24 protein-coding genes and 1 other RNA gene are annotated in these 20,560 nt (G+C 63.1%); 11 read left to right on the top strand and 14 right to left on the bottom strand.

Annotation, left to right across the window (positions count from 1 at the left end):
• Positions 1-3 precede the first annotated feature (3 nt).
• From mtaB to ispZ, 3 genes are all read left to right on the top strand, one after another.
• A complete protein-coding gene (gene mtaB / locus ACYU8T_RS01060) occupies positions 4-1,335 on the top strand; it encodes a tRNA (N(6)-L-threonylcarbamoyladenosine(37)-C(2))-methylthiotransferase MtaB (RefSeq protein ID WP_461158237.1) in 1,332 nt (443 codons plus the stop codon).
• The gene (gene ftsY / locus ACYU8T_RS01055) at positions 1,332-2,270 is read left to right on the top strand and encodes a signal recognition particle-docking protein FtsY (RefSeq protein WP_461158236.1); all 939 of its coding nucleotides are present in this window, start codon (positions 1,332-1,334) and stop codon (positions 2,268-2,270) included. Before mtaB ends, ftsY begins: the two co-directional genes overlap by 4 nt.
• Positions 2,271-2,374: 104 nt before the next feature.
• Positions 2,375-3,022, top strand: a complete 648-nt coding sequence (gene ispZ / locus ACYU8T_RS01050) for a septation protein IspZ (RefSeq protein WP_097090991.1) — start codon at positions 2,375-2,377, stop codon at positions 3,020-3,022.
• Between the two features lie 163 nt (positions 3,023-3,185).
• Here the strand turns inward: ispZ and ACYU8T_RS01045 are convergent, their stop codons facing one another.
• Positions 3,186-3,749 (bottom strand): urate hydroxylase PuuD, encoded by a 564-nt coding sequence (locus ACYU8T_RS01045; RefSeq protein WP_097090990.1) that lies wholly within the window; start codon positions 3,747-3,749, stop codon positions 3,186-3,188.
• A 210-nt stretch (positions 3,750-3,959) separates the two neighbouring features.
• Here ACYU8T_RS01045 and ACYU8T_RS01040 point away from each other — a divergent pair, with 210 nt between their 5' ends.
• Both ACYU8T_RS01040 and ACYU8T_RS01035 read left to right on the top strand, forming a co-directional pair.
• On the top strand, positions 3,960-4,571 hold the full coding sequence (locus tag ACYU8T_RS01040; protein ID WP_201514989.1) for a superoxide dismutase: 612 nt from the start codon (positions 3,960-3,962) through the stop codon (positions 4,569-4,571).
• A gap of 122 nt (positions 4,572-4,693) precedes the next feature.
• Positions 4,694-5,125, top strand: a complete 432-nt coding sequence (locus tag ACYU8T_RS01035) for a hemerythrin domain-containing protein (protein ID WP_461158235.1) — start codon at positions 4,694-4,696, stop codon at positions 5,123-5,125.
• On the opposite strand, the gene ACYU8T_RS01030 is transcribed toward ACYU8T_RS01035, so the two are convergent.
• The 11 genes from ACYU8T_RS01030 to mscL all read right to left on the bottom strand — a co-directional run bounded on the left by ACYU8T_RS01030 (position 5,108) and on the right by mscL (position 13,662).
• Positions 5,108-5,461, bottom strand: coding sequence for a (2Fe-2S) ferredoxin domain-containing protein (locus tag ACYU8T_RS01030; protein ID WP_461158234.1), 354 nt, complete (start codon positions 5,459-5,461; stop codon positions 5,108-5,110). The genes ACYU8T_RS01035 and ACYU8T_RS01030 overlap by 18 nt on opposite strands.
• The gene (locus tag ACYU8T_RS01025) at positions 5,434-5,982 is read right to left on the bottom strand and encodes a J domain-containing protein (protein ID WP_097090986.1); all 549 of its coding nucleotides are present in this window, start codon (positions 5,980-5,982) and stop codon (positions 5,434-5,436) included. The genes ACYU8T_RS01030 and ACYU8T_RS01025 overlap by 28 nt, the downstream gene beginning before the upstream one ends.
• Positions 5,983-6,148: 166 nt before the next feature.
• Positions 6,149-6,536, bottom strand: an RNA gene (gene rnpB / locus ACYU8T_RS01020) — RNase P RNA component class A.
• A gap of 42 nt (positions 6,537-6,578) precedes the next feature.
• Entirely contained in the window at positions 6,579-7,277 is a 699-nt protein-coding gene (locus ACYU8T_RS01015; RefSeq protein WP_461158233.1) for an N-acetylmuramoyl-L-alanine amidase, read from the bottom strand.
• A gap of 146 nt (positions 7,278-7,423) precedes the next feature.
• Positions 7,424-8,290 (bottom strand): CheR family methyltransferase, encoded by an 867-nt coding sequence (locus ACYU8T_RS01010; RefSeq protein WP_201514993.1) that lies wholly within the window; start codon positions 8,288-8,290, stop codon positions 7,424-7,426.
• The gene (locus ACYU8T_RS01005) at positions 8,287-9,369 is read right to left on the bottom strand and encodes a chemotaxis protein CheB (RefSeq protein ID WP_247234766.1); all 1,083 of its coding nucleotides are present in this window, start codon (positions 9,367-9,369) and stop codon (positions 8,287-8,289) included. Before ACYU8T_RS01005 ends, ACYU8T_RS01010 begins: the two co-directional genes overlap by 4 nt.
• A 48-nt stretch (positions 9,370-9,417) precedes the next feature.
• Positions 9,418-9,783 (bottom strand): response regulator, encoded by a 366-nt coding sequence (locus tag ACYU8T_RS01000; protein WP_201514995.1) that lies wholly within the window; start codon positions 9,781-9,783, stop codon positions 9,418-9,420.
• 77 nt (positions 9,784-9,860) lie between these two features.
• On the bottom strand, positions 9,861-10,298 hold the full coding sequence (locus ACYU8T_RS00995) for a chemotaxis protein CheW (protein ID WP_461158232.1): 438 nt from the start codon (positions 10,296-10,298) through the stop codon (positions 9,861-9,863).
• Positions 10,299-10,309: 11 nt separating this feature from the next.
• The gene (locus ACYU8T_RS00990; protein WP_461158231.1) at positions 10,310-12,673 is read right to left on the bottom strand and encodes a chemotaxis protein CheA; all 2,364 of its coding nucleotides are present in this window, start codon (positions 12,671-12,673) and stop codon (positions 10,310-10,312) included.
• Positions 12,674-12,813: 140 nt separating this feature from the next.
• Positions 12,814-13,089 (bottom strand): hypothetical protein, encoded by a 276-nt coding sequence (locus tag ACYU8T_RS00985; RefSeq protein WP_097090980.1) that lies wholly within the window; start codon positions 13,087-13,089, stop codon positions 12,814-12,816.
• A gap of 144 nt (positions 13,090-13,233) precedes the next feature.
• Positions 13,234-13,662 carry a large conductance mechanosensitive channel protein MscL gene (gene mscL / locus ACYU8T_RS00980; protein WP_247234768.1) on the bottom strand — a complete coding sequence of 143 codons (429 nt, stop codon included), beginning with the start codon at positions 13,660-13,662 and terminating at the stop codon, positions 13,234-13,236.
• Positions 13,663-13,765: 103 nt separating this feature from the next.
• Here mscL and ACYU8T_RS00975 point away from each other — a divergent pair, with 103 nt between their 5' ends.
• From ACYU8T_RS00975 to ACYU8T_RS00960, 4 genes are read left to right on the top strand one after another with little or no spacing between them, the layout of a single operon-like run.
• Positions 13,766-14,371 (top strand): LemA family protein, encoded by a 606-nt coding sequence (locus ACYU8T_RS00975; RefSeq protein ID WP_461158230.1) that lies wholly within the window; start codon positions 13,766-13,768, stop codon positions 14,369-14,371.
• 9 nt (positions 14,372-14,380) lie between these two features.
• Positions 14,381-15,178, top strand: a complete 798-nt coding sequence (locus ACYU8T_RS00970) for a TPM domain-containing protein (protein WP_461158229.1) — start codon at positions 14,381-14,383, stop codon at positions 15,176-15,178.
• Positions 15,178-15,855, top strand: a complete 678-nt coding sequence (locus ACYU8T_RS00965; protein ID WP_097090976.1) for a TPM domain-containing protein — start codon at positions 15,178-15,180, stop codon at positions 15,853-15,855. The genes ACYU8T_RS00970 and ACYU8T_RS00965 overlap by 1 nt, the downstream gene beginning before the upstream one ends.
• On the top strand, positions 15,852-16,397 hold the full coding sequence (locus ACYU8T_RS00960; RefSeq protein WP_247234776.1) for an NUDIX hydrolase: 546 nt from the start codon (positions 15,852-15,854) through the stop codon (positions 16,395-16,397). Before ACYU8T_RS00965 ends, ACYU8T_RS00960 begins: the two co-directional genes overlap by 4 nt.
• A 4-nt stretch (positions 16,398-16,401) precedes the next feature.
• Here ACYU8T_RS00960 and ACYU8T_RS00955 read toward each other — a convergent pair whose 3' ends face one another.
• A complete protein-coding gene (locus ACYU8T_RS00955) occupies positions 16,402-16,860 on the bottom strand; it encodes a DUF6456 domain-containing protein (RefSeq protein ID WP_461158228.1) in 459 nt (152 codons plus the stop codon).
• 97 nt (positions 16,861-16,957) lie between these two features.
• Between ACYU8T_RS00955 and ACYU8T_RS00950 the strand changes: the two genes are divergently transcribed.
• Both ACYU8T_RS00950 and ACYU8T_RS00945 read left to right on the top strand, forming a co-directional pair.
• Complete coding sequence (locus tag ACYU8T_RS00950; RefSeq protein WP_201515002.1) at positions 16,958-17,521, top strand: helix-turn-helix domain-containing protein; 564 nt, start codon at positions 16,958-16,960, stop codon at positions 17,519-17,521.
• A gap of 58 nt (positions 17,522-17,579) precedes the next feature.
• Positions 17,580-18,752: a glycosyltransferase gene (locus ACYU8T_RS00945; RefSeq protein WP_461158227.1), complete on the top strand. Its 1,173-nt coding sequence runs from the start codon at positions 17,580-17,582 to the stop codon at positions 18,750-18,752.
• A 171-nt stretch (positions 18,753-18,923) separates the two neighbouring features.
• On the opposite strand, the gene ACYU8T_RS00940 is transcribed toward ACYU8T_RS00945, so the two are convergent.
• On the bottom strand, positions 18,924-20,549 hold the full coding sequence (locus tag ACYU8T_RS00940; protein WP_461158226.1) for a molybdopterin-dependent oxidoreductase: 1,626 nt from the start codon (positions 20,547-20,549) through the stop codon (positions 18,924-18,926).
• Positions 20,550-20,560 lie beyond the last annotated feature (11 nt).

The raw sequence follows: 20,560 nt of genomic DNA, 5'->3' as shown, positions 1-20,560 counted from the left end.
AGCATGAGCGGGCCGCAGATCATCACCCTCGGCTGCCGCCTCAACATCGCGGAAAGCGAAGCCATCCGCGAAATGGCGGGGGAACAGGACGACCTTATCGTCGTCAACAGCTGCGCGGTCACCGCCGAAGCCGTGCGCCAGACCCGTCAGGCCATCCGCCGCGCCCGCCGCGAACGGCCAGAAGCGAGGATCATGGTCACCGGCTGCGCGGCACAGACGGAACCGGAAACCTTCGCCCAAATGGCGGAAGTCGACGCGGTAATAGGCAATCGGGAGAAGCTGGACCCCGCCCACTACCCCTCATCCCAGCGAAAGCTGGGATCTCAGGCCCAACGCCGTGCGCCACCGCATGAGACCCCAGCCTCCGCTGGGGTGACGCAAGTGTTGAAGGCAGCGGAAAAGATCCAAGTCTCCGACATCATGGCCGTCCGCGACACAGCGCCGCACATGGCCAGCGCCTTCGCCGAGCACGCCCGCGCCTTCCTCGAAGTGCAAAATGGCTGCGATCATCGCTGCACCTTCTGCATCATCCCCTATGGCCGGGGAAACAGCCGCTCCGTGCCCGCAGGCGCCATCATCGACAAGGCGCGCGAGCTTGTGGACACAGGCTATCAGGAGATCGTGCTGACCGGTGTCGATGTCACCAGCTACGGCCCCGACCTCCCCGGATCGCCCTCCCTCGGCCTGCTGGTCGAACGCATATTGAAAGCCGTGCCAGCCCTGCCCCGCCTGCGCCTCTCGTCCATCGACAGCGTGGAAATCGACGACCGACTGTTCGAGCTTCTCGCGCATGAACCGCGCATGATGCCGCACCTGCACCTTTCGCTCCAGGCAGGCGACGACATGATCCTCAAGCGCATGAAGCGGCGCCACATGCGCACCGACGCCATCAGTATCGTGGAGCGCCTCAAGGCCGCCCGCCCTGCCATCAGCATCGGCGCGGATATCATCGCCGGTTTCCCGACAGAGGATGAAGCGATGTTCGAAAACAGCCTGAAGCTAGTCGAGCAATGCGCCATCGTCCACGGCCATATCTTCCCCTACTCCCCGCGCGCAGGCACGCCCGCCGCTCGTATGCCGCAAGTCGATCGCGCCATCATCAAGGCCCGCGCCGCCCGCCTCCGTTCGGCCTGCGAGGCGCAACGCCGGGAATGGCTGCAAAGCCTCATCGGCAGCACCCAATCCGTGCTGGTCGAGCGCAACGGCCTCTCGGGCCACGCCGAAAATTTCGCCCCGGTTCGCTTCGAAGCGCCTCAATCCCCCTCCTCCATCACGTCCGCAACGATCACGGGCCTTGAGAATGGCGTGCTGATCGCGCAAGAGGCTCGTCAATGACTGAACCCGGCACCAGCTGGCGCGACCGCCTCTTCGGCGGCTTGAAGCGCACCTCCGACAAGCTTGGCGAGAACCTCACCGGCCTCTTCACGAAGGCCGCGCTTGACGACCAGACGCTCGACGAGATCGAGGAAGCGCTGATCGTCAGCGACTTAGGACCCGCCATGGCCGCCCGCGTGCGCGATCGTCTGTCCGAAGGCCGCTACAATCGCGAATTGACCGAAGATTATCTGCGCGAGATCATCGCGGAAGAGATCGAGAAGGTCCTCGCTCCGGTCGCCCACCCGCTGGAAATCGAAGCCTTCCCCCGCCCTCAAGTCATCCTGGTCATCGGCGTCAATGGCTCGGGCAAGACCACCACCATCGCCAAGCTCGCCAATAATTTCCTGGAGCAGGATTATGGCGTGATGCTGGCGGCGGGCGACACCTTCCGCGCCGCCGCCATCGGGCAGCTGAAGGTCTGGGCGGACCGCCTTGGCATCCCCATAGTCGCGGGCAAGGAAGGCGGCGACGCAGCGGGCATCGTGTTCGATGCGGTCAAGCAGGCGACCGCCACCGGTATCGACGTGCTGATCGTCGACACCGCGGGCCGCCTGCAGAACAAGACCGAGCTGATGGATGAACTGGCCAAGATCCGCCGCGTGCTCGGCCGGTTGAACCCGGCGGCGCCGCATGACGTTGTGCTGGTGCTGGATGCCACCACCGGACAGAATGCGTTGAGCCAGATCGAAGTCTTCAAGGAAGTCGCGCAGGTCACCGGCCTCGTCATGACGAAGCTGGACGGCACCGCGCGCGGCGGCGTACTGGTCGCGGCGGCCGAGAAATATCGCCTGCCCATCCATGCGATCGGAGTGGGAGAGAAGATCGAGGATCTGCGCCCCTTCGACCCCGGCGACATGGCGCGCGCTATCGCGGGAACGGCCTATGCGCGTTGAGATCACGATCTTAGTCATCCCGGCGGAAGCTGGAATCTCATGCGGGCACAGAACGGCCCAACCTTACAAGATGCCAGCTTCCGCTGGCATGACGCAGGTGCCCAATGACTGACTCCAAACCAGCCCATGGCGGCAACCTCAGCCTCGCGCTAGACTTCGGCCCGCTGCTTGTCTTCTTCCTGACATACAAGGGCGTGGGCTGGATCTGGGGTCCGGGAAACCCGATCACCGCGATGAGCTTAAGCACGGCCGCCTTTATGGCCGCCATCGTTATCGCGGTCATCATCTCGAAGGTGAAGCTCGGCCGCGTGTCGCCCATGCTGTGGCTGTCGGCGATGCTCGTGCTCTTTTTCGGCGGCCTCACCATCTATTTCCAGGATCAAAGCTTCATCCAGGTGAAGCCGACGATAATCTACAGCTTCTTCGCCCTGATGCTGTTCGGCGGGCTTCTGCGTGGCAAGGCGCTGCTCAAATATCTGCTGCAGGCCGCCTATGACGGCCTGACCGACGAAGGCTGGCGCAAGCTGTCGCGCAACTGGGGCATATTCTTCGCCGCCATGGCCGTCGCCAATGAAGTGATGCGCCATTCGATGAGCTTCGACGCATGGCTTTCGGTGAAGGTCTGGGGCGTGACAGTGGTTTCATTGCTCTTCGCCCTCGCCAACATCCCGATGCTCACGCGTCACGGACTGACATTGGGTAACAATCTCGACAGCGAGGAAGTCGGCGAGACCACGCCACCCCAGGGGTGATGCGGATCTGGCGCCACGCATATTATTTCCGTTCGGGCTGAGCCTGTCAAAGCCCTTCGCTTCTTCCAAGAGAGCCCTTCGACAAACTCAGGGCGAACGGAGGAAAAGTCAGTCGGAAAACGCAGGCGGAGCCAGCCTTGGCCAGCCCCGCCCAAACCTCGCTTCAACCGCCGTTGAAGTTCACCATGCAATACAGCATCGGCAAAGACAGCAGCGTATTGGTGCGCGAGAAGATCATCGCCGTCGTCGCCGCTTTCGCCTTCACCGCATCCTCGGCGGGAACGATGCCCAGCGCCTTCTTCTGGTTCGGCCAGATGATGAACCACACGTTGAACGCCATGATCAGCGCCAGCCACATGCCAATGCCGATCAGCACGAACCCGGGCGTCAACGTCAGTGCTTCCACCAGATAGCCGCTGCGCCATGCGATGATCGCCCCGGTCAGCACCGTCAGCGCCGCGCCCCAGCGAAAGAAGAACAGGGCCGAAGGCGCGATGAATTTGGACACGCCGGGCTTCAATTCCGCCGGAACCTTCGGCATCGTCGGGATCTGGACGAAGTTGAAATAGTAAAGCAGGCCGATCCAGGTGATGCCGAAGAACAGGTGAAGCCACCGCAATATAGCCTGTTCCGGCACGGTATTGGCGGGAATAGCGAAGATGACGGCGAGCGCGAGGACAAGCCCCACCACCAGCACAAGATGCAAATTGCCGAAGAATTTTGCCATTGATCCGTCCCCTATTATCAGCCGCTGCTTTTGCACGGCCTAACCGGCGATTCTAAGGCATCGTTACGCTGCTGTCACACGGATATTTCCATGCAGCTAAACGAAAATATCCTGTTTTCCGCAGTGCAATAAGGCTGCTACGGGGCCGGGACACTTCCGGTGGCATGACCGTTATGCCGCCATCCATCCATGAACCCGAGGAGTTCCGACATGGCCTTTGTTCTGCCTGACCTGCCCTATTCCAAGGATGCCTTTGGCGACATTCTGTCAGCCGAAACCTTCGACTATCACCATGGCAAGCACCACAATGCCTATGTCGTGAAGGCCAATGAACTGATCGCGGTCGATCCCGCGCTTCAGGGCAAGTCGCTCGTCGAACTGATCAAGAGCAGCAAGGGCGCGCTGTTCAATCAGGTTGGCCAGATCTGGAACCACACCTTCTACTGGCATTCGCTTTCCCCGGAAAAGAAGCAGCCTTCGGGCCAGCTTCTCGACCTCATCAACGAGGGCTTTGGTTCGGTCGATGCCCTGCTCGACAAGCTGAAGGCGGAGGCCGTCGGCCATTTCGCCAGCGGTTGGGCTGCGCTGATCCTGAAGGACGGCAAGCTCGAAGTGACCAGCTATCATGACGCCGACACCCCCGTCGCGCATGGCCACACGCCGCTGCTGATCCTCGATGTGTGGGAGCATGCCTATTATATCGACTATCGCAATCTGCGTCCCAACTATGCCGAGCGCGTGCTGAAGGAAGCGATCAACTGGGACTTCGTCGCCCAGAATCTCGACGGCGAAGGCGCCAGCCGCGCTGACCAGCCGGGCTGATCCGTCATGCCATCCGCCGCTCATGGGGCGGCGGATGGTGCCGACGGGTGAAAACCCTACCAGCACAGTTTCTTAACGCCATTCTGCCACAAGCATCATAAGGCGATGCATGGAATTGGCCGATGGACCTGCAACAGCTACAAAGCCAGCATGATGCGCTTGATCTGCTCGCCGGGCGGTTCCTGACGCTGGTCGATGATGATGGCGTTGCTCGTCCGCTGGGCACACTGCGCTGGCAATTTGCCCGCGAGCTGATGGCGCACTTGGCCTTGGAAGATCAGTTCTTCTATCCGGCCATGCAGCGACAGCCTCATGTTCCGCTACAAGAGATGGCCGCACGTCTACAAACCGAAATGGCCCCGCTGGCCCTGAGCTTCTCCCACTATATGGCGCGCTGGAGCGACGATCGCATCGCCCGGGAGTGGCCGGAATTTTGCCGGGAAAGCCGGTATATGGTGGAAACCATCCTCAACAGGATGCGCAAGGAGGAACAGCTGCTGATGCCGCTTCTGGCGGAAGCAGGGCTGGAGCAGCCGCTAAAGCACGCTGGCTGACCCGTCATTCTCCGCCGCAAGGCCCAGCGTCTGTGCCAGTTCATCCAGATCAGCGCCGCGCCGCACGAGCAGCCAGTCACGCGATTGGGCGCCATTTACGACCGTCACAGCTCCCTTGGGACACACGCCCAGGCAATTCACCTCGATGATACCGGCCGCGGCTTTCCGCCCCTTCTTCAGCGAAAGCTGCTTGCGGAGCGCCTTGGCCAGCCGCTCGTCCCCTTGAGCGCCAAAGCCGCCGTCGAGCTTTTTTGAACATTTGCGGCAGACCAGCACCGCATTCTGCCAGTTGGACCGGATATGATCCTTCAATCCACGGTCTCCCGCGGCTTCCATGTCCGCCGCTCTTCCGCCGATCGCAGCACCTCATAAGCGGCCTGGATCGTCTGGAAACGGACGGCAGCCTCCGCATCTCCCGGCTTGACGTCGGGATGGTTTTCCTTCGCCAAGCGCCGCCAGCTCTTCTTCACCGCCTCGAAATCGGCGTCATCTTCCAGATCGAGGGCTTTCAGAGCATGTAGTTCGTCGCGCGATCGGCTGCCGTCTCCGGGGCCGCCCCAGCCATGATAGGCGCTGCTCTGATAACCGCCCGCGTCGCGCCGTTCCGCGCGCTCGCGCTGCTCCCGCTCTTCCTGGTCGAGCCCCTGAAAATAGTCCCAGTTGCGGTTATATTCCGCTGCATGATCACTACAGAAATACCAGCGCTCGCGGCTATTGGGCGATTTGGGCGCGGGACAATCACCCGGCTTGTCGCACCCATAGCGGTCGCACATGCGCACCTGCTGCGCCTCACGCGATGCGCCATAGCTGCGCCAGCGGGGAAAGCCCCAGTCATTTGATCGGCTGCTTCTTGCCATCGGTCCAAATTAGGTAAGCCGCAGGCGGAACACCACCCCGGCGAGTTAAAATTCGATCGGTTGAAAGCCCTTGCCGCTATGCCAGCGCAGGCTGGGCATCTCAGGACAATATGCGCGGCATGGCCTGCGATCCCCGCCCTCTCCGGACAACGCTTTCTCCCGATCCGATGCCAGAGGGCCTGTAAGCCGGGTTCTGTCCACCATGTCACCATGGATGGGCGGCCATTCCTCTAGGAGACGGATTGCTCCGTCCCTCAAGCAACCAACCCGGGCGGTCTCAGCCGAAACTGGCCTAGCAGTCAAAGCTGCGCGCCGCCCCTATTCGGTCTTGCTCCCGGTGGGGTTTACCGTGCCGCCTTCCGTTGCCGGAGACGCGGTGCGCTCTTACCGCACCCTTTCAATTTCGCTGCGCCGAAGCGTTAGCGACCTGCTTTCTGTTGCACTGTCCCTTGGATCACTCCAGCCGGCCGTTAGCCGGCACCGTCATTTCGTGGAGCCCGGACTTTCCTCGCCGTGGAAGTTACCCGCCACGCCGCGGCCGCCCGGCCCTCTGGCAGGGGCGCTATACACGGCTCGCCGCCGTCCGTCATCCCCGCTTATTCGTCACCCCTCGGCTTTGGCAGCAGCAGGGCGAGCAGGATGGCGCGACACTCGCCATCGATGACGCCGTCGATCAGTTCGGGGCGAAATCGGCGCTGGAAAGCGACGACCGCTGCTCGTGGCTCGGCGATGTCATAGCCGAACCGTTCCAGCGCCAGCATGAAGGCACTGTCCGACCAGAGCGGGTCCATGAGGTTTCGGGTCGGCCGTGGCAGCGCAAGCCGCAGCCGGGCGAGTTGCCCCCATGGAAAAAGCTCGCCCGGGTCCTGCTTGCGTGCGGGGGCCACGTCGCTGTGGCCCACGATATTGCCGCGCGTGATGCCGTGCCGCTTGACGATATCGTGCATCAGCGGGATGAGCGCGCCGATCTGCGCATCCGGAAATGCGCGATAGCCCCATTCATGGCCGGGATTGACGATCTCTATTCCAATGCTGGCCGAATTGACGTCATCCATGCCGCGCCAGTGCGATCGGCCCGCATGCCACGCCCGTTTGGCTTCATCGACCATGCGGACGATTTCGCCCTCTTCGGTCACGACATAATGCGCCGACACCTTGGATTCCGGGCTCGCCAGCCAGTTGATCGCGCTCTGGGCGTCGTGCATCCCCGTATAATGCAGCACCAGCATCGATATGGGCAGCTTGCGATCGTCGAAATTGGGCGACGGAGTCTCGATCATCGGAATGTCGCTCATCGGAAAACCGTAACCACCACCTGTCCTGACCGCATCCAAAAAGATGCACAGCTCCCGCCAACCATGGCGGAGAGAACAGGGCCGATCAAGCACAAGCGCTTGGCGTTGATCCTGAACCTGGCGAACCGATGAGCGAAGTCCCGCCGTCAGACGGCCCGGCGGATGCCTTCGCTGCTATGCGCCGCTTCCGGACGCCTGCCATAGCCGCCGCGAAATTCCGGGTGAGGGATGAAATCGTCACTATGGCCGATGACGGTTTCGCCCGCCCCCAGCAGCAGGACCGACCGGTCATGGCTGTGGCGCGTCATCAGTCGAAACACTTCCTGCCGACGCTCGGGCGTGAAGTACAACAGCACGTTGCGGCAGAGCAGCAGGTCATAATCGCCCGAGGGCGCCTTGGGCTCAAACAGATTGTCGGTGCGGAAATCGATCATCCGGCGCAGCTCAGGGCTCGCGCGCCAATTGTCGCCTGCAGGTTCGAACCATTTGATGAGGTCGCCCACGGCAAGGCCGCGCTGAACGTCCATCTGCGAAAAGATGCCGCTGCGCGCCTGATCTATGGCCGCCGTCGAAATATCCGTCGCCAATATCTCGATCCGCCAGCCGCGCCAACGCGCCGCATCATTGCGGAGCTGGATCGCCAGCGAATAGACTTCCTGCCCTGTAGAACAGCCCGCGCTCCAGATCCGCAGCACCCGCTCCCGCCGCTCCGCGAAGGAAGGCAGGATGTGCCGGTTGATCATGTCGAATATCTGAAGGTCGCGAAAGAAGCTGCTTTCATTGTTGAGCAGCGCATTGACGACTTCCTCTTCCAGCCGGGGATCGCGATTGCCGAGCAGCCGCGTGGCCAGTTCATCCATGTCGGCCACGCCATTGGCCCTCATGACGGGCTTCAACGCGGTTTCCATCCGCCAGGCGCGGCTTTCCGACAGGATCTGACCCGTGCGCGCCTCCAGCAGGCCGGAAAAGATGCGGGCGGCGCCGCGCGAGGATGAATCAGTTGATAGGGTCAATGTGTCAAACCTCTGCTTTTTCCGCGCCGCGCGACGAAATCCATAATGGCATAGGGATCGAGCAAGGCGCAGCTGAGCCCCGCCCCTGTCACCGATCCCGGCATGCCCCAAACCACGCTGCTTGCTTCATTCTGCGCCACGATCCAGCCGCCGCCTGCGACGATGTCATGCCCGCCCGCCGTGCCATCGCGGCCCATGCCGGTCAGCACGACACCAGCAGCCCCCGGCCCATAGGCTTCCGCCATGCTGGTGAACATCGGATCGACCCCGGGCAAGTTGCCCGCGGGCGTACGCTCCGGATTGAGCGTGACCATCACACGCCCATAAAGACCGCGGCGCACCTGCAAATTGGCGTCGCCGGGCGCCACATAGACGGTATCGGGAGCCAATAATTCCCCCTGCTCGCCGACCTTCACCGGCAGGCTGGTCATCCGGGCAAGCTGTTGCACGAAATAGGATGTGAAGCTGACAGGCAGATGCTGCGTCAGCAGGATCGGCACGCCAAGCGGCGCGCTCATCCCGGCAAACAGCTGGCCCAGCGCATGGATGCCTCCTGTAGACGCGCCGATGCCCAGACAGGCAAGAGGCGCGCTCGGCTTGCTCGCCGCCATCAGGACCGGCTGCGTTTCCGCAGGCTGCTGCGGATGCGCGCCGAACAAGCGCGACAGGCGGTCTATCAGCGCCTGGGGAAACTGCTCGCCGAAACTGCCGCTGCCCGGTTTGGCGAAGATGTCGCTAGCCCCCAGCGCCAGCGCCTCGACCGCGGCGCCGCTACCCTCTTCGCAGTTGCCCGACAGGATCACGACCTTGCCTTGGGGATTGGCACGCAGGAACGCCGGAAGAGCGGCCAACCCACTTTGACCCGGCAGCTCGATGTCGAGCAGGACAAGGTCGACCTCATGCGCGGCGAGATAGCGAAGCGCATGTTCGGCGCTGTTCGTCTTGTGAACCACGGAAAAGGCCGGGTCGCCATTTAATATCCGCGCGATCATCGTCCGCACCACGACCGAATCGTCGACAACCATCGCGCGGACCTGCGGTCTGCTTTGGCTGGCCAGGATCGGCGAAAGGGGGGACATGGAAGGACTTTCCGGCAGTGAGGTTGGCAACGAGTAGGTCAGCGGTCTTCAGATGACCCCGACGATCGACAGCTTGCTTTCCAGTGTTTCGCGATCGAAGGGCTTCATCACATATTCGTCGGCGCCCGCCTCCACGGCTGCCTTGATATGGCTGATGCCGTTTTCGGTGGTGCAGAAGATGATCTTTGGCCGTGCGGACACCTTGGCGGTGGACAGGGCCTGCAGGAATTCCATTCCGCTCATGACTGGCATGTTCCAGTCGAGAAGGACAACGTCCGGCGCGGCCGCTTCGCACTGGGTCAGCGCATCCTGCCCATCGACCGCTTCGCTTACCGACAGGTCGAGCGATTCAAGTATATGCCGTGCAACTTTACGGATGACTTTGGAATCATCCACCACCAAACAGTTTTTCATGAAGCGTCCCTTAGATTTTCCTCGTAAAGGAAGGATTAGCTGCCAAAGCCAAGTAATTGGTAAACAAGAAGCCGGAATTATGCAGCCTGCGCCAGCAATCCCGTTTCGATGAAGCTTGCCAGCGATACCAGCAGGTGCGGATGGCCATCCTGCTCAACGATCGCGCGTGCATAAGGAGCCCATGCGCGGTCCAGCTGGCCCCGGAGCGGCAGGTCACCTTCCGGCACTTCGCAAATGTCATGCACCGCATCCACCATCAGGCCGTAGCTGTGGCCGCTGATGTCGGCGATGATCGCCAAGCCGCGCCTGTCGGCGGGCGTAGGCGCGCCATGGATCAGCGCAGGCACGTCGATGATGGTGAGAACCCGGCTGCGCAAGGCGGACAATCCCGCCACATGCCGCAGCATTCCGGGAACAGGCGAGATGTCGGCCAGCCTGACGACGGCCTCGACCTCATGCGCCGCAACGGCGACCCTTGTATCGGCAAGCGTCGCGAGAAGGTAAAGCTGTTCCATAAATAGCCTCCTTAACGCCGCGTGCCGGAGATGGCCGCCATCAGCGCGTCCTGATCATAACGGTAGATGCTGCCATCCTCTGGCCCCGTCGGCCTCGGCGAAGCGCGCAGTTGAACGATGCGGCATCCCAGTATTTCTGCCGCCTGGGATATGTCCCCACCCGAACTCAGCACCACATCGGCCGGATCGACTGGTTCATCCTGCGGCAGGCCGAGGAGCACCTCATGTCCCGCTTGCCGCAGCAAGGGCGCCAATATCTCACGCGTCCAGCCATCCTCGCTGTCCGCTAGGACGCACCGTCCCCGGCGGCGCTCGACGATCGGCCCTCCGGGCAAGGAAGCGAACAAGGCGAAGGGGTTGAGCACTTCCAGATGTTCGCCATCGACAACGGCGACGCCGCTCAGCGCACCCTGCATGGCGACCATATCGGGCACGGCCGGCATTTCCACGATGTCCAGGACAGCGGCAACCGGGTAACAGGCCTCCTGGCTGCCGTCGCGCAGACGCAGTGCCGATACATGACCGGTTGCAAAGCTGTGCGCTCCGTTCGCCACCGGCACCAGCCGCCCGTCCAAGCGAACAAAGGCGTTTCCACCAGAACGGCCAAAGAGCGTGGCATCGACATCTTCCACACGCTCTACCAGCGACAATTTGATCAGCCGCCTCTCGCCCGTAAGCTCTTCGAACCGCAGCGCCGACACCATTTCGATCCGCGCTTCTCCGTCGCCGCTGTCCTCCAGCTGATCGATCGAGCGCTCATCCACGATGTTCGGCAGACGGGCAGCATTGGCGAGACCAGCGGCGTCCAGCAGCAGCATCGGCTTCCCATTGTCGGGCAGCGTCATGCCCGCATAGACGCCGGTCGCCATGATCAGCGGCGAAGCTGGACGGATGACCAGTTCCTCATGATTGTCGACGGCAGCGACGCCCAGGGCAAAGGGCACGCCAGTGGCGGAGCGCACGACCATGATTGCGCGGGGGCCCGGCTGAACCACCTTCTCCATGCCAAGCACGTCTTCCAGATCGATCATCGAATGGCGGACCGTCCGGATCGTGGCGATCTTGGCGCCGCCGACCTCAGCGATGTGCAGCGTCTCATTATTGTCGTGCAGGATTTCCACGACGGCAGCGCGCGGGATGGCGAAATGCAAACCGCCCGAACGAATGATGAGGCCCGGAATGATGGTCAGCGTCAACGGCACACGCAGCGCGATGCGTAGCCCGCGCCCGATCTGGTTATGCAGCGCGATGACTCCGCCGATCCGCTCGACATTGGCGCGCACCACGTCCATGCCGACCCCCCGGCCGGAAATCGCAGTAACCTGCTGCGCGGTGGAAAGCCCGGCCTGGAAGATCAGCTCCAGCTTTTCGCTCTCGCTCATCTTGGCAGCGGCCTCGCGGGTCAGCTTGCCGCTCGCAATGGATTTTTCGACCAGCCTTGCCGTGTCGATGCCCTGCCCATCGTCGCTGACCTCGATCACGATCTGGTTGCCCGACTGGCGGGCCTGCACCTTCAGCGTCCCCGGCTCGGGCTTGCCAAGCGCGCGGCGTTGCTCGGGCGTCTCGATGCCATGGTCGATGCTGTTGCGCACGATGTGGGTCAGGGGGTCGACCACCATCTCCACCATTTCGCGATCCATTTCGACATCGCCGCCCTCCAGGACCAGGTCGATGCGCTTACCCAGTTCACGGCCAAGGTCGCGGACCATGCGCGGGATGGCGGTGAACAGCCGCTCCACCCGCTGCATCCGCGTCTTCGAAATGGAATCGCGCATGTCCGCAACGCAGGTCGACAGCCGCTCGAACACGCTTTCAAGCTCGGGATCGCTTGTCCGTTCGCGCAGCTTGCGGGACAGTTCGTTGCGCGCCAGCACCATGTCCGACACGCCGTTCATCAACTGATCGATCAGCGACAATGGCAGACGGATGGTCCGTGGCACCGCCTGGGCGCCACCCTGACGGATAGGCTCCACGGTCGGGGCCAGCTCTTCGGTCGCCGCGCCTTGCTCCCTCTCGGCAAGCGCGCCGATCAGATAATCGTCATTCTCGTCCGGCAGCGCCGCGCCGATCGCCACGGCTTCCGCCAGTTCGGCAATCCGGTCCATGATGCCAAGGACGGCGCTCACGGTCGCCGGATCAGCGGTACGATTGCCGGCGCGGATTTCGGACAGCACATCCTCGGCCGCATGGCTCAGCCGTTCAAAGCGCGGCAGGTTGAGGAAACCGCAGCTGCCCTTCACCGTATGGAAGAAGCGGAAGATGGCATCGAGCCGGTCCCGGTCGCCGGGGTCGGCTTCCCAGGCGACGACTTCGCCCGCCAGAGCCTCCAGCGTTTCCTGTGTTTCGGCTATGAATTCCTGAAGTAGCTCGTCCATTCCCTTGGCCTTCACGGATGCGCGCGACGGCACCATGGGCAGGGCGTGGTTAAAGGGCCGTTAAAGACATTGAGACGCCAAGCAAAAAGGGCGCCGCGATCATCATCGCGACGCCCTTTCCGGCTTGGGAAAGCGAAAGCTTAGCGTTCCGTCTTCTCTTCAACCGCGTCGGCAGCGCGCTCGCCTGCTTCGCGGGTTGCCTCAGCCTTGTTCTCCAGTGCGTCGGCGGCGTTTTCAGCAGCAGCCTCTGCGTTGCCCGACAGGTTATCGGCCATCGCTTCCATGTTGCTGGCCTGGTTGTCGATGGCGTCCGCCTGATTCTCGTATGCGTTCTCGACCTTGTTTTCCTGCTTGGAATCGCACGCAGCAAGCGCGACCAAGCTGGCAAGGCCGAGGACTGAGACGATGGTTTTCACGGCGTATTCTCCTGTTGCGCCCCCCTGGGGCTGACGTCATTCGGCAAGAGCCCGATCGCGCAATGCGCCCCGAACTCTGACCGCGATCAACTGGTCGCACGGCAGATGGTTCCCGCCGCACACTCCTTTCGTCGCAGAAACGAATTATTTTTTCAAATTGTCGCGAATTTCGCGCAGCAGCAGCACCTCTTCGGGTGTCGCGGCAGGCGCGGCCTCCGGCTTGGGCATCAGCTTGTTCACTGCCTTGACCAGCAGGAAGATGATGAAGGCGAGGATCAGGAAGTTGACGAGCACGGTCAGAAACTCACCCCAGCCCAGCATGGCGACGCCAGCGCTTTTCAGGTCGGCATAGCTTTCCGGATTGCCCTTGAACCCGGCGGGTATGTCGCCAAGCCGGATGAAGTAGCGGGAAAAATCCGCCCCGCCGAACAGGAAACCGACCACCGGCATGATAAGATCATCGGTCAGCGACTTTGTGATCGTTGCAAAGGCGCCGCCGATGATCACGCCGACTGCCAGATCGATGACATTGCCTCGATTGATGAACGTCTTGAATTCGGAAATCAGTCCCATGTGCGAACCCCTTGCCCTGATTGCGTGTTTATCAGGATGAGGCGTTGCGCCCGCATCCACAACCACCTATTTCCGACATCGTAACAATGCCAAGGATGTTTCCATGACGATCCTGCGCCGCTTTTTCCCTTCCCTTTTCCTGCCCCTGCTCACCGCCTTCGCCTTGTCGGCTTGCGGCATCAACAGCGTGCCCACTGCCGAAGAAGCCGCCAAGGCCAAATGGGCTGACGTACAGGCGCAATATCAGCGCCGTTCCAACCTGATCGGCAACCTCGTCGCGACGGTGAAGGCGGCAGGCAAGCAGGAACAGGACACGCTGGTCCGGGTTACGGAGGCACGCGCCAAGGCAACGTCGGTACAGGTCAATGCCGAAGACCTGTCCGATCCCGCCAAGGTCCAGCAGTTCCAGCAGGCACAAGCGCAACTGAGCCAGGGTCTTGGGCGGCTGCTCGCGTCGGTCGAGGCCTATCCCGATCTCAAGAGCAACCAGAATTTCCTCGACCTGCAATCGCAGCTGGAAGGGACCGAAAACCGCATTGCCGTCGCCATCCGCGACTATAATGAAGCGGTCCGCGCCTATAACACCCGCATCCGCACCTTCCCCGACGCGATCGGTGCCAAGATCATCCATGGCGCCAAGCCGATGACGCCCTTCCAGGCGACCACGCCGGGAGCGGAGGAAGCGCCCAAGGTCGATTTCGGCAACTAAGCGCCAGCCATGTTCCGCCGCCTGCTCCTGATCTTCGCGTTACTGGCCGGGGTGCTCTGGCTGATCCCGGCCGCCGGAGCGCAGAGCTTTCCGAAGTTCGACGACAAGGGCGTCGTGGATGCCGCGAACATCCTCGACCCCGCGCAGGAACAGGCGCTCAGTCAGAAGCTGATCGCGCAGAAGCAGGCGAGCGGCCGGTCGCTGGTGGTCGCCACCATCCCCGACCTGCAAGGCTATGACATCTCCGACTATGGCTACCGGCTCGGGCGTGCCTGGGGCATTGGCGACAAGGACAACCAAGGCGTCCTGCTGATCGTCGCGCCCAATGATCGCAAGGTACGGATAGAGGTCGGCTATGGCGTCGAAGGCATACTGACGGACGCACTGTCTTCGCAGATCATCCGCAACGCCATCACCCCGCGCTTCAAGGCGGGTGACATGGCAGGCGGAATCGAGGCGGGCGTCGACCAGATCAGCTCGCTCCTTGCCCTCCCCCCTGACCAGGCCCGCGCACGCGCCGCGCAGGCGGAGGCCGAAATACGGCAGCAGGACAGCGGAGGCGGAGGCATCCTTGGTTTCTGGATCATCATGTTCTTCGTCTTCTTCGTGCTGCTGCCCCTCCTGTCCCGCGCGCGCGGCGGCAAACGCTATCGCCGGGGCGGCGGCGCGCCAGTGATCATCTGGGGTCCCGGCACGGGCTCCGGCTGGGGCTCGGGAGGCGGCGGCTGGGGCGGCGGAGGCGGCGGGGGCGGCGGCTTTTCCGGCGGCGGCAGCTTCGGCGGCGGCGGCGCGTCGGGGAGCTGGTAATGCAAGTGCTGCTCAGCCAGGCCGATCACGAACTTGTATCGGCCGCCGTACAGGAAGCGGAGACACACACCTCTGGTGAGATCGTGACGATCGTCGCCCGCCGGTCGGACAGCTATCATGATGTCGGGCTCAGTTGGGCGGCGGCGGCCGTCTTCCTTGCGCTGGCGCTCATGGCGGCCTTCCCTGCACACCTGCGGGCCTTCCTGTCGTCTTTGCTGCTTGATTGGGATCATGAGCTGGCAGATTGGAAACTGCTCCTCGGGCTGACAGCCATTCTCATCCTGAAATTCCTGGTGGTGCGCTATCTGCTCGCCATCATGCCGCTGCGCATGCTGATGACGCCGCGCGCGACGAAGGCCCGCCGGGTGCGCCGCCGCGCCATCCTGCTGTTTCGCACCGCAGCCGAAGCGCGCACGCATGGACGGACAGGCGTCCTCATCTATCTGTCGCTGGACGAACATCGCGCCGAAATCGTCGCCGATCGCGCCATCAACGAAAAGGTCGCGCCGGAGGCGTGGGGCGACGCGATGACGGCGCTGATCGAAGCCATCCGTTTGGGTAAACCCGGCGAGGGGCTGGCACAGGCCGTGGCCCAGGTGGGCGCAGTCCTCGCCACCCATTTCCCGCGGGAACAGGGCGATATCAACGAACTGCCCGACAGGCTGATCGAGTTATGAGCGAACAGGATATGGCCGCCCCCGAAGAGATCATGTGGGCGGGCCGCTTCATCACCGCCAAGCGCCGGGGCAGATGGGAATATGTCGGCCGGGCGCGCGGCATTCATGCCGCCGTGATCCTTGCCATAGACGAAGATGCGGACGGCCGCCGCCATGTGCTGCTGGTCGATCAGTTTCGCGTGCCGCTCGGCCGCCGCTGCATCGAACTGCCCGCCGGGTTGGTAGGCGACACGGAAGAAGGCGAGGAATCCGCCCTCGCCGCGATCCGCGAACTGGAAGAGGAGACCGGATACCGCGCCGGACGCATGGAGCCCGCTGGCGACTTCTACAGCTCGCCCGGCATGGTATCGGAAAGCTTCTGCCTCTTCCGCGCCCATGATTTGCAGAAGACCGGCGAGGGCGGAGGCGTGGACGGGGAGGATATCCGCGTCCACCGCGTACCGCTCGACGACGTGCCCCAGCGGATCGCCGCCTGGCGCGCCGAAGGCTTTGCCATCGACGTCAAGCTGCTGCTGTTGCTCGGCCCGGACTTGAGCCGCTGACGCGTCAAGGCACGCGATACCAGGCCGCCACCCGCTCAAGCGCCAGCGTCAGCACAAGCTTGCCTGCCCTGCTCGGCCATCCGAGCGCCCGTTCCGCTGCGGCCAGCCCCTCGCCAGCGCAGGCGACCCGCCACAATATGTCGCCCAGCCCTGGCCCGGCAGCGGCAATCGCCGCGTGGAACCGTTCTCGCGCGGAAAGTTGCGCCATGCTGGGATCGGGCGTTCCCGCGCCGCGCCGTGCCCCACCAGTCGCAGGCGCAGCGTCCCAGCGCATCGTCACGCGTGGTCCCAGCCCTGCCTTCTCCCAATCCGCCCGCAGCAACTCGCCCGCGCTGTAATAGCGATCGCTCAAATGTCCCCGCGCGTGCAGCCAGGCCAACGGCGATTCGCCGAGATTGACGGCAACCGTCTGAACCTGCCCGGCGGGGTCCTCGATCCTCTGCTCCACATATTGGCCTCGCATCGGTTCCTCCTCTCAGATGACTGGTGGAAGGGACTTGCCACGACGAACCATTTGTAGGAAAGAACAAAAACCAAATAGGTGAAATTCTGGAACAGGCATGATCACGCGGATAAGAGAAGTTCGAAAAGCGAAGGGATTGACGCTGGAGCAGGTAGCCGCCCTCTGCCAGCCTCCGACGACCGCGCAGACCATCGGGCGCCTTGAAACCGGGACACGAACCGTATCGGTCAACTGGCTGAACCGGATTGCCGATGCGCTGGGCGTGGGATCATCGGAGCTTGTCGCGCTTCCGGGACAAAGCGTGGTGCCGGTCGCGGCGCTGCTCGGCCCAGAAGGCGCGCGCGCCCCTACCCGCAGCCTGTCCTTCCCGCCGCCCGTCCCCGCCGACGCGATGATCGGGGTGCAGGTGTCCGCCAGCATTGGCGACTATCGCAGCGGCGATGAAATCTGGTGCCGCCGCATCGGCCCGGACGAATTTGCAAGCGCGCTCAATCGCGACATATTGCTGCCCCGCCATGCCGGGCGCTTCGTCTTCGGCCGCCTCATCGGGCGCGAGGGTGACAAGCTCCAGATCCTCCCGCTCGGCAGCGGCAGCCGCCAGCAAGTGATCACTGATCCGCCCTGGGGTGCCGTCGCCGTTCAGCTGGTCAGACAATTATAGCCAAAGCCTTACTTCACCCCTAACCCTCGATTAACCGCGATGCCCTATGGGAGACGGCATGACGTTGAATGTCCTCACGCTCTCGACCCTCTTTCCGGATATGAGCCGCCCCAATTTCGGGGTGTTCGTTGAGCGGCAGGCGCGGGAACTCGCCAGCCGCCCGGACGTGAATGTCACGGTCATCGCGCCCTTGGGCATCCCCATTTGGCCGATCGGCCTCGCAGATCAATATGCCCCGCTCCGCGCCTTGCCCCGCAAGGAAAGGTGGAAGGACCTGACCGTCTACCGCCCACTCTTTTCGACGATCCCGAAAATCGGCGCGCGCTACAATGTCGGCAGCATGACCCGCGCGATCCTGCCGCTGGTCCGCCATCTGCATGGGCAGCAACCCTTCGACGTGATCGACGCCAGCTTCTTCTTCCCCGACGGCCCGGTCGCGCAGCGCCTGTCGCGCGCGCTCGGCATTCCCTATTCGGTCAAGGCGCGCGGCGCGGACATTCATTATTGGGGCAAGCGGCGCGACACCCGCGCCATGGTCAAGCGCGCCGGGGCTGAGGCGGCTGGCCTGCTCGCCGTTTCCAGCGCCATGCGCCGGGCGATGGTGAAGCTCGGCATGGACGCTGCCAAGATCCGGGTCCATTATACGGGTGTCGATCTCGATCGCTTCGAAATAGCCGATCGTGCCGTCGCCAAGGATGTCCTCGGCTTTGAAGGTCCGGTCGTCCTGTGCGTCGGGGCCCTCATTCCCCGCAAGGGCCAGGATCTCCTCGTGCAGGCACTCCCTCGGCTGCCCGGCATCACGCTGCTGTTCGCTGGCCAGGGCCAATATCGCCGGTCACTGGAAAAGCAGGCGGAGGAACTTGGCGTCGATCGCCGTATCGGCTTCCTGGGTTCAGTGCCGCATGACCGGCTGCCGCGCATCTACGCCGCTGCCGATGTGATGGCGCTGCCTTCCTCTTCCGAAGGGCTCGCCAACGCCTGGGTCGAATCGCTCGCCTGCGGCACGCCGATCGTCATCACCGATGTGGGCGGCGCGCGAGAACTGCTCGATAGGCCTGAAGCGGGCAAGATCGTCGATCGCGACCCTGAAGCCATCGCCGCTGCCATCGGCGAAATCCTGTACAATCCGCCCGAACGCGAAGCGGTGCGCGACACGGCCCTGCGCTTCACCTGGGAAGCCAATGCCGACCTGCTGCTCCATCATCTGAAGGGCATAGCGCGTGGCGGCTGATCTCTAATCGCGCGCAGAAGCACGCCACATCTCCGTTAGAGGAAGGGCGGGCATCACTCCTACACCCCGCGTGCCCTGAGCCTGTCGAAGAGCTCTACTTCCTTTAAACAAGAAGGCTTCGACAAGCTCAGCCCCGAACGGATTAAGTGTTTCAGGTTATCGCACTCAACTTCAAAGCAACAGTCTCGCCCTGCCATCGGGCGTCGGAAACCGCCCCTCGTCAAAGGGGATCTCGCCCCACCGCCATGGTGTCAGCTCATCATATGCGGGGTTGGATATCGGCGCGTGCCGTCGCAGATCGAGCAGTCTTTCGCCACCATTGCGGTAGCCGGTCAGCCGCACATGCTCGCGATAGATTTCGGCGGGCCGTTCATAATGGAAAGCATCCCCCCACCCCATCGCGCGCGCGATTTGGGTAAGGCTCCACCAGTCCGGCTTCGCTTCGCCCGGCAGCGGAAAGAGGCGGCGCTGGCGACTGATCAGCCGATCGGCCCCGGTCGCCGTGCCATCCTTTTCGATCCAGACGGGGGACGGCAGCGCCAAAAGGTTTCTCGCGCCAGCTTCCGGTGCCCATGGCGTCGTCATGATGACCAGCGGCACTTTGGCGAGCAGAGGCGACAGTCGATGTTCCGGAGCAAGGCCCCCGACGACCAACAGCGCCTTGATCGTCCCTCGCTCTATCGCGTCCGGCACGTCATCGCCGGACAATCCCGGCTCCTCCGCCATGTGCGGCGCGCTCCAGAAGCGCGCCGTCGAACTCAGCGCGTCGTCGGAGAAGTCGCGATGCGCCGCCAGTTGCCTGTTGCCGCATCCGACCTCTCGCGCGCCCATCGCGTTGCTGTCCCGCGCCAGTACGAACGCGGTCGCGCCGGGGCGCCCTATCCACTCCATCGACAGGTGAAGGTTGAGCACGGCCTGCATCAGGCCTGCGTCACCATCATCAAGCAACGTCACCACACGCCGTCCCGCCGCTACCAGATCATAGAAGGCGCGAACCTCACCCGCTTGCATCCCGCAGCGCCGGGCGACCGACCAGAAATCATGCCCGTGCCGCAGGCGCGCCCAGAAATCGGTGGGCACCACCACATGCCGGTCGAGATAGGCCTTGTTGACCAGCTTGCGCTCATGACAATGCAGCAGCAGTCCATTGAGCAGGACGGCTGCGCTTGCCCGCGTGATGTCCAGCCTAATGTCAGCCGGGATCACCTGCTCATCCGCTCCATCACTTAGCAGAATCAATCGCGCGCCATCTTCTTCCCGCGCAGCCTGGACCCGATCGGCCAATATGGGATGGTTGCGCAACGCCGCTTCGCCCGGAACCAGGATTAATTCCGCCCGGCCGATATCCTCATATGTTCCCGGCGCCGCATCCTCGCCCAGCGCCCGGCGATAGATTTCCGCGGCAGCCCCGCCCCCGGAAGGGCAATCGATATGCGCGGAGCCGATGAACCCTTTCATCAGCTTGTTGGCGACATAATAATCCTCAGTGAGCAGCCCGCCCGCGACGTGCATGGCGACGCAGCCCGGCCCATAACGATGCAGGACATCCTTCAATCGCCGCGCGGCTTGGCCGATCATCCGGTCCCAGCTTAGCCGCTGCCCGTTAAGCAGGGGGTGAAGCAGCCGCCCGTCCAGGGGCACCATGGCATCGATCGCACCGCTCCCCGCGCACAGCAGGCCGCTGTTGGCCGGGTGTACGGGATCGCCTCCGAAGGACAGGTCGCGCCCCTCCCCCGTCATGGCGCGCACGCCGCAGCCGACCGAACATTGGCCGCAAAGCGTTCGAACCACCGTCATCGCGCGAATTC

Source organism: Sphingobium sp. TomMM35A (genome assembly GCF_054771735.1).
This window is presented reverse-complemented; position numbering and strand designations above follow the sequence as displayed.